Genomic DNA, 11,679 nt, shown 5'->3' with positions numbered 1-11,679 from the left:
CACCGTAAAATCTGAAAAGGATGTGTGACTGTACAATGAGACCTCCTGTTCTAAATGAAACGTTAACAGCACGTATTCAACAATCCGAGGCAGCATTTATGACATCGCGTATTAGCTCGATTGGCGAGAGGATCGGCAATCCCGAAGGGGTAGAAATGTTGAAGCTCGGCAACACAACAGCCTTCTATATTAGAACGATGCCTTGGGGACTGTTCAATTCGGTAAGAGGATTCTCGCATGAGGATATCGGCCATCTCGACGAAATTCTAACCTTCTATCGAGCGAGGGAGCGTCGCTTTCAGATGGATATTGATCCTGCCGGCAACAACGAAGAGACGCTTCAGTACTTGGCGGGGAAAGGATTGCTCCAGATGGGCTTTCAATCCGTGCTGTACGGGCTTCCATGTGCAGAGCAACCGGAGCTGCCCGCTTCTATTACGATCCAGCCTATTGAGAATGAAGCGGACTTTGATCTATATGCCCGTGTTCATTGCGTCGGCGCTGGTATGAGCCTGGACGATAAGCATCACTTCGTCAACAACAACATTGGCTTGCTGAATCGCTCCGGCTGGAAGCTCTTCCTGGCGAACTGGAACGACATCCCGGCTGCTGTAGGCGTCATGCATATCCATGAGGGTACAGCCTCGCTTGCTCTGGCTGCTACGTTGCCTGAATACAGGCGGAAAGGGTTACAAACCGCCCTTCTTAAGTGGCGGCTTCATGAGGCCTATCAAGCCGGCTGCGACCTCGTGGCAGGCCAAGCCAGCTTCGGCAGCTCCAGCCAGCACAACATGGAGCGTCTCGGCATGAGTCTCGCTTGGACGCGGGCGGTGTGGGGGCCTGTAGCTAACTGAAATAACTGGCTTACCAGCTACACTTTAACCTGAATCAGGTATGGCGAAAGGTGCTAGAATGCTCCAAAGGTGAATTAACGCTGCTACACAACACTAATCTCGTCAAAAGGGTGGAAACTCAGAATTAGTGGTGCTAGGAAACGCTAAATGGCTGGAACCTCCTCAAACGGTGAAATAACTTTGCCTCCTGCCACTAATTGCGCCCGCCTTAAGCATATAAACCAGCGCGATCATCAGATCGCCATGTGCATCGCCGTCTTTGCGCATAAAAATCAAAAAAGGGCTTCTGCTGAAATAAGCAGAAGCCCTCCTTGCGTTATACTACCTTTAAAGTAATCGATTGTCCCTCGCTGGAGTTCGGTCCAACCCAAAGCGTGAAGTCGCCCGGCTCGACGGTCAGCTTCATATGCTGATCGATAATGGCAAGCTGCTCCCTGCCAACCTTGAAGTTGAGTGTAGCCGATTCGTTTGGCCCTATGCTCACTTTACTGAATCCAATCAATTTCTTCAGCGGCTGGGTGACGCTCGCTATCTCGTCCCGCACATAGACCTGCACGACTTCCTCGCCCATACGGTCGCCGACGTTCGATACCGTTACTGAAAGAGTCAGCTCGCCATCAGTCGCAATTGTGGTCCGGTCGGCTGTAATGTCGCTGTACTTGAACGGTGTATAGCTCAGGCCATAACCGAACGGATACAGCGGCTCTGTCGTCGAATCAATGTAGTAAGAAGAGTAGACGCCGCCCGGCGGACGGCCCGTCTTCTTGCGGTAGTAATAGATCGGAACCTGGCCGACATTATGCGGGAAGGTGACCGGCAGGCGCCCGCCCGGGTTGTAATCGCCGAATAACACATCGGCAATCGCATGACCGCTTTGTACGCCGAGATGCCAAGCCTGCACGATGGCATCAGCCTTCTCCTGCAGCCAAGGCAGTGCAAGCGGTCTGCCGCTCAGCAGCACCGCCGTAACCGGCTTGCCCAGCTCAGCCACAGCCTCGACGAGCTTGCGCTGCGCACCTGGCAGGTCCAGCGACGTCCGGGATCGAGACTCGCCGCTCATCTCCAGCGCCTCGCCCAGTGCCAGCACAACGACATCCGCTTGACGAGCCGCATCAAGCGCAGCCTCGAAGCCCTCCTCGCCGTCTGACTCCATGGAGCAGCCTTCCGCATAATGAATCGCGGCGTCAGCTCCAACAGCCGACCGGATGCCCTCCAGCAAGCTGACGACATCCTCCGGATTGCCGTCGAATGCCCAGCAGCCGAGCGGGTCCTTGCGGTTGTCCGCGAGCGGCCCGATCACAGCCACCGACGCAACTTGCTTGCTCAGCGGCAACGTCTTCCCTTCGTTGCGAAGCAATACAATCGATTCTCTCGCCGCTTCGCGCGCAAGCTCCGTGAACGAAGCGCGCGCCGCAGTAGCCGCCTCTTCCGTTGGAACCGTCACGTATGGCTGCTCGAACAAGCCCAGCTTGATCTTAACCGCGAGAATGCGCAGCACCGACTCATCTACGACACTCTCCGGCACGCGGCCCTCACGGACCAGCTTCGGCAGGTAGCGCATATAGAAGCCGGAATGCATGTCCATATCGCATCCCGCCAAGATACTGCGCTCGCAAGCTTCTTCTTCGCTGCCGGCGACGCCATGCGTGATCAGCTCCTGAAGCGCATTATAATCACTCGCTACAATGCCCTCAAAGCCCCACTCGTCCCGCAGTATCGTCTTCAGCAAATATTCGTTGGCACAAGCCGGAATGCCATTCACTTCGTTGAAAGAAGCCATGATGCTCAGCGCCCCGGCGTCTACCGCTTCGCGGAACGGCGGCAGAATCACTTCGCGCAATACGCGATCGGACAGGTCGACGGTATTGTAGTCACGCCCCGCTTCCGCAAGTCCGTACGCAGCATAGTGCTTCGGACAGCTTGCGGTAGCCTGGCCTGCTCCGTCATCGATTTGCGAGCCTTCAACCCAAGCTTTCGCATATTCGCCTGTCAGCAACGGGTCCTCGCCGATACTCTCGGCGATGCGTCCCCATCTGGGATCACGGCTAATATCGATCATTGGCGCGAATACCCAAGCTACGCCATCCGCCATCGATTCGCGGGATGCCGCTTCCGCTGTTCTTCTCGCCAGATCCGGATTCCATGCCGATGCCTGCGCCAGCGGAATCGGGAATACCGTCTTATAGCCGTGAATGACGTCACGTCCAATCAAGAGCGGAATACGGCTCGCTGTATTCTCTTGAATGAGCTTCTGCAGTTCATTCGCTTGCTCGGCACCGGCCAAATTAAAGATCGAGCCGACTCGGCCTTGGCGAATTTCCTCGACCAGCAGGTCTCGTTGGGACACGCCTGTCTCCGGGTTGATCGGGTTATAGCCCCAATCGTATTGCGTCATCTGCCCGACCTTCTCTTCCAGTGTCAAACCGGACAGAATTTGCTTCGCTTGATCAAGGATGGCCGGTGTCAGCCAATTGCTTTTAGAAGTTGCGGTCATGCTATCTCAGTCCCCCTTCATACACTTGGGAAAATCAGCGTTTGGATAGAATGCGCAGGAATATGACCTTCCGCGATTTGCTCGTTGTTGCGAAGCACATACGGGTGCTGATCGTCGGAACGGTTCAAGATCACAACCACAAGCTCGCCGTTCGGGTTTTTGAATGCCGTGGTTTGCAATGCTTCTGTATATTTGGAGCAAGCGACACGAACAGCGCCCGGACGAATGTATTTGCTGAAATGCCCGATGTAGTAGTACGACGATTGGAACGTCAAGGAATCCGACTTCGTGTCGGCGATTATTGGTGCGTCACAGTAGTTGCCTACGTGGTTCGGGCCACCCTGCTCGTCCAAAACGATGTTCCAGTCTGTCCAGCCTTCCATGCCGTTATTCAGATTGCCGATAATGTCATGCGCATAACGCTCGCCGCTCTTCCACGAGCCGAGCTGTACGCCGCCCTCATGGCAGCCTTCGGTGAACATCAGCCCTTTGTTCGGGAAGCGATGCTTCACAGCCGACAAGGCATCGAAGTGGTCACCGGAATACCAGTGGAAACCAAGGCCCCAAATGTACTTGGACGCTTCTGCATCTTCGAATGCCGTCTTCGCGCGATCATACACGCGCTCCTTGTTATGATCCCAGATCATGACCTTGACGTCCTGGCGGCCCGACTTGTGCAGCTCTGGTCCTAGATGGTCGCGGACAAAATCACGCTCTTCCTCAGCTGTGTAGATACAGGAATCCCAAATTTGCACCGCCTTCGCTTCGTTCTGCACCGTCAATCCCCATAGCGGCAGACCTTCTGCCTCATAGGCTTCCATGAACTTGATATAATAGCGCGCCCAGACATCCCAGTATTCCGGCTTCAGCTTGCCGCCGTGGTTCATCTCCCCATTGGTCTTCATCCATGCGGGAGGGCTCCAAGGCGAGGCGTAGAACGTAAAGTCTTCGCCAGCCAGCTGCTTGGCCTTTTGGATGTATGGAATGATAACTTCGCGGTCATGGCTAATGTCGAAGGTCTTCAGCTCGACATCGCCATCTTCTACGTAAGTGTAATTGCCCAGCGCAAAATCGCAGCTATTGATATGTGTGCGGCAAATCGTATAGCCAATACCCTCTTCCGCGTCATAATAAGCATTCAGGATACGATTGCTATTCTCTTCACTCAGCTTCGCGGCAGTCACAGCGGAAGCCTCGGTGATTGCACCGCCGAAGCCGATAATCGACTGGTATTCGACGTCTTCATATACGTTAATCACTTGGTTCTCTACACCGGCCTCATCGGGCCGCAGCGATAACGATGCAACCTCCGTCAGCCGGTCTTGTGTACCTTGCGATGTCTGAATCGTTGTAACTGTACGAGTAGTCATAGTGAATGTATGCTCCTTCCTTGATCCGTGATGCTTTCATTATAATGGGAGCCCCTCCCTTTTTTGTAGAAACAATATAATCGAATACATCAACAATCTGATTGAATGTTATAATGATAGCGGAGGGAGAGTGAATGTCGATGAATCCCATTAACGTCCAATTGAGTGAGTTTTCCAGACATGAGGAGCCATTCCGCCAAACTTATGGCACTGGTTTAGATACTTATATTATAAGGCTTCAGGTTGAGGGGATCTGCCAGGCGCTTGTCCATGGCGAGATGAAGGAGATTCGTCCGGGGGACCTGCTGCTGTTCCAACCGGGAGATATCTACGATCTGCGCATCGGATACCTGCAAGGGGCACCCAAGCTCTCCGGCGATTATTACGTCATGAGCAACGGTCCCGGGATGCGTCAGTGGTGGGATCAGAAGAAGCGGCCTACTCTGACCAAGATTGCCGAGGACAATCGGCTGAGAGCCGTGTGGTACCAGATCATATTGGAGAAGAGGCGTCTTGACGGCGGCAATCCTGACATCACCTCGGCACTGGTGTGGTCGCTGCTCATGCTGATCGACCGGGCCGTCGAGGAATCGCCGGAGGGCCAGTCGCCGCTCGCCTTTCATGCGCTTCGCATGAGGCAATATATCGAGGAGCATGCGACGGAGCCGCTGACGCTGGACCAAGTAGCCCAGCATACCGGCCTCAGCGTATCCCGGGCCGTCCATCTGTTCAAGGCGCATTTTGGCGTCTCGATAATTGGCTACGCACAGCAGCTGCGCCTCAGCCATGCGATTAAGCTGCTGGATCACAGCCCTATGTCGCTAGAGCAGATTGCAGCGGAGACCGGACTTGGCAGCTATGCGTACTTCCACCGGTTGTTCCGGGAGCGGTATGGAATCTCGCCAGGAGCTTATCGGAAAAAACGGTAGGATATGGTACAATAACACCCATATACAGATAACTAGAGAGAAGTGTGCGCATTGGATGCTCTAACAGGCAAAGTTCTATTTATCGCCTTATTTATCCTCATCATTCATAGCATTGAGACGCTTGCCTATGCCGTGCGGCTGTCGGGAGCCAGGGTTAAGCTGATCGCCTCGGCGCTGTCGCTGTTCAACATGATGGTCATCGTCTCGCGCATGGCGAATATGATGCAGCTGCCCGTCACAGGCAGTCTGATTGACACCGCTCCCAAGGAAAATACACTTGCTTTCGTGGAGCAGCAGTACCGCGTGCTGATTGGCGCTTCTACGCTTGGTACAATCGTGGGTATTATATTGCTCCCTACGTTCACCGCCCTCTTCTCCCGGGCAATCATCCATATGTCCCAGGAGCGCGGCTCTATTCCATCTCTGGTAAAAAAGGGCTTCTCTCTTGAATATATCAGACGAGGCATTAAGCACATTCATGTTCCGAAGCTCTCCTATCTCAAAGATATCAAGATAAAGGATGTGCCGCTCCGGCTGTTTTTCTTCAATATGATCGTCACGGCCGTGTACACAATCGGAGTTTTATCGGCGTTATACGCATCACTGCTCGCTCCCGACCGATCCGGAGCCACCATGATGGCTTCCGGACTGATTAACGGAGTCGCTACCATTCTGCTGGCCCTCTTCATCGATCCCAAAATATCAGTGCTCGCCGACGATGTCGTGAACGGCCGGGGCAGCTACTTGCATCTCAAAGGCATCTCCGTCATCATGATTGTCTCACGTCTGCTGGGTACGCTGCTTGCGCAGCTGCTCTTTATACCAGGTGCTCAATATATTGCCTGGATGACGAAGTTTCTGGTGAAATTTAATTAGTCCAAAAAAATCGCCGCGCGCTCCCTTTATTGGAAGCGCGCGGCGATTGTCCTCTCTATCCTCTTGTCGACCACACCGCCCGGCCGTCCGGGCGATAGATGACGACATTGCCGTCGTCCTGTACGACGAGGCGGCTGCCAGGGTGATTGAAGGTATTGGAATGCCAGCGGGAGCGATTAAGCTCATCGTAAACAACCAAATTCCCGTCCGGCTGCATGATGCACACGCCTGCCGGCGCTCCCGTGCCGCTTGCCCAGATCGCTGTTCGCTGAATATTAACTTGAGGCGGGTAGGTTACGTTGCAGGCATTCAACGCGTTCTGTTTTTGCCCAATGAGAGTGTTCAGCTGGCGGATTTCGGCCAAGATTCCGGGCTTCTCCCTTGGAGAAGCTGTAGATAATTCCTCTTGCAGAAGCGATACGTTATTTTGCAAATTTGATATTTCGTTAGCGATCGGGCGGCATTGAGGCGAGATTGCCCCTGTCGTTTTTGTGATCTTGTACAGAACGAGATTGCCGTCACCCTGAAATACGAATGAATATTGCCCATTCGGCGAATGAATGCCTTGTTCGAAGGCAAGAATTTCCCCCGCCAGCATATCGTCGCCTTGCGCCACGGGACCTGTGGACAGCCACAAGCCGCGTTCCGGCGTCCAGGGATGGCGCTCCCATGTCGTCCACCAGCTCTCGACCTCCGACGGAACATAACCCCCTTTTTGCTGACGCTCGCGCACCAGGTCGCGCAGGATATTTTTGAGCGCGCGAACCTCGCGCATCGCCTGCAGGCTGGCCTCCATTCTCTTAGCAGGATGGACAGGCCTGCCGTTGCTGTCATATTCCAGCTTGAAGCCGTTCGCCGCATACTCCAGCTTCCAGATCTCATGTCGCGTCTCATAGATCAGAATCGTATTCCGGTCACGGGAATACTGCTCTGCCAACTGCTTATAGCCCGGGGCATTATTTTGCTTAGCCTGATACGTATCGTCTGCTCTCATATAGCCATGCGCCATGCGAATATCGATGAGGCCGGGATCAATCGTCATAATATCGTGAATATCATTATCGGGCTGAATAATGGTCACGTTAATGCCCGGGCTCCAGCCGTTATGCGGCTCTACCTCGTTAAGTACAATTTCATTGGTCATAATATCGCTTGTCGAACGGTTAATGACATCTCCTACATTCGCAACACCTACGTCAAAGGATGGCAGCAGATGTCCGCCAATAGCGCTACGGGCAGGGTCCATTCGGCTATCCGACGCCAGTACGGCATAAATGTCAGTAGCACCAGCCTGAATAGCCGCCTGAATCGGCGCAATCTCCCGTACGCCGCCGTCTACGTAATTTTCACCGCCAAGCTTAACAGGCGGGAAAGCCAGCGGAATGGAAGCCGATGCGAGCGTGCCTTGAATCAAGCTGACATTCAAGGAATTGGACTGAGAAGGATGTGCCGCTTTGCACGCGGACAACAAGTTGCTCTGATGCGAGATTTGGGCGTTCAGATCGCGTATCTGTGCGACCAGCTGCGCTTTCTCCCCGGTAGCAGCTCTATGAAGCTCTTCCTGAAGATTAGCCCTGCTGAGCTCCAGGTTCTTAATCGTATCTGCGATTGGACGGCATTCTGGCGCCAGCATGGGGCCCGTCTGCACATAGCTGACGCTGTCGCGTTCCAGCAGCTGACCCGTCTCGGTCACATAGCGCAGAGCGCCGCTCTCCAGGGCGACAACACCCAGCCGCAGCTTAATACCGCTCTGTCTCACCTTGTTCAAATCCAGCTTGGCGGGATCATTCAGCTTAGACAAAATCGGTCCCAGATTGTATAAGGAACGAGCCTGTGCGTTGACTACTTTGCCAAGCTCGCGTTTCAACTCATCCAAATCGCCCACTACCTGAGCAATATCATAGGCGACCCATGCCCAGCCGATCGGCCCCAGTCCCAGCTTCGCAACCTCCAAAGCAACCGTGCCGAGCTGGCGGCCAGCCGATTCGTTCAAAAACTTAATAATTTCCGAGTTCTGAACGTTCACTAGCCAAGCTTCCTCTGTCCACATATCCGCACTCGTTTTCAATTCGCGCCATATGCCCATCAGTCCGTGCAGACCTCGAGAGGCATCATTGCCGTCTCCCTCGCCTTCCGTAAGCTTGATTGCATTAATCGCTCCCACCGATGTGCCTGTGATAACAGTGGGTTTAATGTTGCGTTCGTAGAGGTAACGCACCGCTCCTACCTGAAAATCTCCGCGCGCTCCTCCGCCGCTAAGCACCAATCCGACAGCCATTTCCGTTCCTCCCAATTTCCTTTTATTTGAAGACCCGTATAGAGCATATTCTGCGGATTTCGCCTTAAGACTGCGGAGTAAAATGTTTATATTGCGGAAATTTTCAGTTTTTAATGTCGCAATTTCACCATAGGCCATCTCTTCACCAGGTTCCCAGGCAAAGCCGGGAGCCCCAATCCATACCAGCGTTCGCCCTTACCTTTTAGGAAACCACGCCGACTATAAGCTGATCTGAGGCATTTACAACGGCGGTTCGATAAGTGTGGACGATATAATGGTCACCAAAATCAATTAACACAAGCAAGTGAAAACCAAGGAGGAACAGCAGCAGTGAAAAGGCCTAATATGCTAGTCATTGGCAGCTTGAGTCGCTCGAGTCTGCTATGCGGCGGATGATGAAATTGGGAGCGGCACATGTCGTCACAACCCTGGGCGCCAGCGGTTCAGCTTATCTAGACGATGAGAGCAAGCTGCGAATCGTTTCCGCTCATCGAATGTCTGTTGTGGACACAACCGGGGCAGGGGACTGCTTCAACGCCGCGCTCGCCTGCTCCCTCGCTACCGGGAAGCCTCTAGAAGAATCGAATTAGTACGCTTCTATGGTCTCTCATAAATAACGAGGTGCACCGCTTCAACGTACAGTGGACTTCCCCCTGGGAGGTCACGACTATGCTGAGCGGTGCACTTTTGTTTTTCCTCATAGGTAGAGAGGCAAGATGACGTATACGATGAGATAGAATACCTTATATCGAAGAATGGCCTTTTACGATCTCTCTCAACACATTTCTGGCGAGCCTTGCCTTCTCTTCATTAGCCTCACGAAGCATGCTCACGACTTCCTGGATGCTTTCATCCAGTGGCGTAGCCTCAAACCCCTCATCTATGTAAGCAAATAGCTGGATCAAATTCACTTCAAGCGACTCTGCGATTTTGGCAAGATTCAAGAGCGACACATTCTTCTCGCCCCGTTCAATCTGCCCGATATAGGAAAAATGAAATCCGCCCTTCTCTCCAAGCGACTCTTGCGAGAGCCCTTTCTCCTTCCGCAGCACCCGAATACGGGTTCCTACAAGCTTCAGTACTTCTCTGTCCTTCATGATGGCTCACCTCTCTCTATGACAAAAGTGTAGACAAGTTTCTGAAAGGTAAACACCAAACAAATGATATCATTGATATTTTCGATATCTATAGGTATTATTGGGAAGATTGTACTTTTTCAGGGGCAAGGAGGCTGCAATCGTGGAAGATCACGTTCAGCGTAAAATCGAAGGGTATTATACCCTGTCGTATTACCATATGCTGCTGGCCTATCGGATGCAGGATCACAATCAGAGCCGTACTTCTCTACAGCTCTGCAACTCCGCATTCCAAGCCATGCTGAGAGCACTGTGTTTGCACGAGAATAGGTTCAAGCTGCACACCAATCTCACGATGTTGGACTTAATCGCATGCATCCATACAGATACGAACCCTGGTGACGACCTATTGATTCACTATACGAAACTAAACGACTTGGCGATAGGCTGTCATCCTGGAAACGGCACATTGGAGAATCCTAACCTGGACCAAATCATGCGGCAAACGGATATGTTCCTGAACCGCTTATTTTCAAGGATGAGCGGATTGCATCGTGCCTGGCGTTTTGACTAGCCCCTCTTGCTTTCTCCCATTGCCCATGCCATCATCTCTATAAAGAGAGCCTATGTGCAATTGAAAGGCAAGGAGGAACATGATGATTCATTTTGAGCCGGATCGCTATGAAGCCGCCTACGCGGGAGAACGCATCTCGCTTCTGCCCAAGGAATTCGCGCTGCTCCGATACCTCTATGAGCATGCGGGACGTTCCTTCTCCAGGGATGCCTTGCTCGAAGCGGTCTGGCCGCTTGAAGAACCAAGTGACCGGACGGTGGACGATCATATCTACCGGGTCCGCAAAAAGATAACGGCGTGGTCGCATCTGCTTCAGATTGAGACGATTCGCGGCCAAGGCTACAAGCTTGTGCGCCATTCCGCGGCCAGGGGCGACAGCCCTCTTCTGCAGGATGATCAATTCGCAGCCGATGTAAATCGCATGTTCTCAAAATACCATAGCCTGGGCATGGGAGCGGCCCTGCAGCTATTATCGGCGCATCGGGAGGTGCTTAGCCTGCCCGGTGATCCGTACTACGATGTGTATCTTCACTTCGTCAGGGGAGACTTCGAATGGCTGCTGGCGACGGATAGCATCAATAGCTGGCAAAAAGCGGCTTACGCGGTCTTTATCTACTCAGCCCTTCAATCAGAGCCGACCGTCTCGATCCCTTACTTTGAAGGGTTGATTGCGAAGGGCAAGATGCTATCGCCGGCATGGAGAATCGACTTGCGACTAAACGCGGTTATCTTGTACATTGAAGCCGGAATGCTGGATAAAGCGCGTGAAGAGCTGGATGCCATTCGAGACGACATCGCTGAACTTAACTCCCCAAGCTTTACAGCCGTATTTATATTGAAAGAAATGTACCTGCATATTGAGGAAGGCCAGCTTCAAGAAGCTGCCGTCAAGCTGGGGGCCTGCGAGGAGCTGCTTGCCCTCCACCCGATTCAGCGGGAACGGGGAGCTTGTCTCGTCGCCAAGGCGATGCTCCATTACCGGGATGGAGACATCCGCTCGGCAAGGCAAGCGCTGGATGACGGTATCGAGATAACGAGACGGACACAGTTCATCCCCCATCTGCTTGCCAATCTGAGATTGGTCCTGTCCTTCCTGGGCAAGTATTCCTGCGATGAAGCCTATCGCAAAAATTATCAGCGGCAATGGGACCAGCTAGGCGAGCACTATCAATTCGACAGTCTGCTTGCCAAGACGGAACGCCTGCTTCGCGAGTGCCTCTGATCATTC

The 11,679-nt window shown here is 53.1% G+C and carries 9 protein-coding genes and 1 pseudogene; 6 read left to right on the top strand and 4 right to left on the bottom strand.

The window, feature by feature from the left end:
* Positions 1–35: 35 nt before the first annotated feature.
* Positions 36–854 carry a GNAT family N-acetyltransferase gene (locus ACFVSO_RS21315; protein WP_387477289.1) on the top strand — a complete coding sequence of 273 codons (819 nt, stop codon included), beginning with the start codon at positions 36–38 and terminating at the stop codon, positions 852–854.
* 316 nt (positions 855–1,170) lie between these two features.
* Here the strand turns inward: ACFVSO_RS21315 and bglX are convergent, their stop codons facing one another.
* The gene (gene bglX / locus ACFVSO_RS21310) at positions 1,171–3,348 is read right to left on the bottom strand and encodes a beta-glucosidase BglX (protein WP_387477287.1); all 2,178 of its coding nucleotides are present in this window, start codon (positions 3,346–3,348) and stop codon (positions 1,171–1,173) included.
* A gap of 17 nt (positions 3,349–3,365) precedes the next feature.
* A complete protein-coding gene (locus ACFVSO_RS21305) occupies positions 3,366–4,718 on the bottom strand; it encodes a glycoside hydrolase family 30 protein (RefSeq protein ID WP_387477285.1) in 1,353 nt (450 codons plus the stop codon).
* Positions 4,719–4,852: 134 nt separating this feature from the next.
* On the opposite strand from ACFVSO_RS21305, the gene ACFVSO_RS21300 reads away from it, so the two are divergent.
* The gene (locus ACFVSO_RS21300; protein WP_387477283.1) at positions 4,853–5,647 is read left to right on the top strand and encodes a helix-turn-helix domain-containing protein; all 795 of its coding nucleotides are present in this window, start codon (positions 4,853–4,855) and stop codon (positions 5,645–5,647) included.
* Positions 5,648–5,698: 51 nt separating this feature from the next.
* Positions 5,699–6,523: a lipid II flippase Amj family protein gene (locus tag ACFVSO_RS21295; protein ID WP_387477281.1), complete on the top strand. Its 825-nt coding sequence runs from the start codon at positions 5,699–5,701 to the stop codon at positions 6,521–6,523.
* A gap of 55 nt (positions 6,524–6,578) precedes the next feature.
* On the opposite strand, the gene ACFVSO_RS21290 is transcribed toward ACFVSO_RS21295, so the two are convergent.
* A complete protein-coding gene (locus ACFVSO_RS21290) occupies positions 6,579–8,801 on the bottom strand; it encodes a patatin-like phospholipase family protein (protein WP_387477279.1) in 2,223 nt (740 codons plus the stop codon).
* A gap of 374 nt (positions 8,802–9,175) precedes the next feature.
* Here ACFVSO_RS21290 and ACFVSO_RS21285 point away from each other — a divergent pair.
* Positions 9,176–9,391 (top strand): annotated as a pseudogene (locus ACFVSO_RS21285) (PfkB family carbohydrate kinase); the annotation flags it as partial.
* A gap of 153 nt (positions 9,392–9,544) precedes the next feature.
* Here ACFVSO_RS21285 and ACFVSO_RS21280 read toward each other — a convergent pair.
* Entirely contained in the window at positions 9,545–9,898 is a 354-nt protein-coding gene (locus ACFVSO_RS21280; protein ID WP_387477277.1) for a helix-turn-helix domain-containing protein, read from the bottom strand.
* A gap of 142 nt (positions 9,899–10,040) precedes the next feature.
* Between ACFVSO_RS21280 and ACFVSO_RS21275 the strand changes: the two genes are divergently transcribed.
* Both ACFVSO_RS21275 and ACFVSO_RS21270 read left to right on the top strand, forming a co-directional pair.
* Positions 10,041–10,451 carry a hypothetical protein gene (locus tag ACFVSO_RS21275; protein WP_387477275.1) on the top strand — a complete coding sequence of 137 codons (411 nt, stop codon included), beginning with the start codon at positions 10,041–10,043 and terminating at the stop codon, positions 10,449–10,451.
* Between the two features lie 79 nt (positions 10,452–10,530).
* A complete protein-coding gene (locus tag ACFVSO_RS21270) occupies positions 10,531–11,673 on the top strand; it encodes a winged helix-turn-helix domain-containing protein (protein ID WP_387477273.1) in 1,143 nt (380 codons plus the stop codon).
* Positions 11,674–11,679 lie beyond the last annotated feature (6 nt).

Source organism: Paenibacillus sp. NPDC057967 (genome assembly GCF_042887015.1).
Classification (GTDB): Bacteria; Bacillota; Bacilli; order Paenibacillales; family Paenibacillaceae; genus Pristimantibacillus.
The sequence above is the reverse complement of the archived record's forward strand: the minus strand, read 5'-3'. Positions and strand labels throughout refer to the sequence as shown.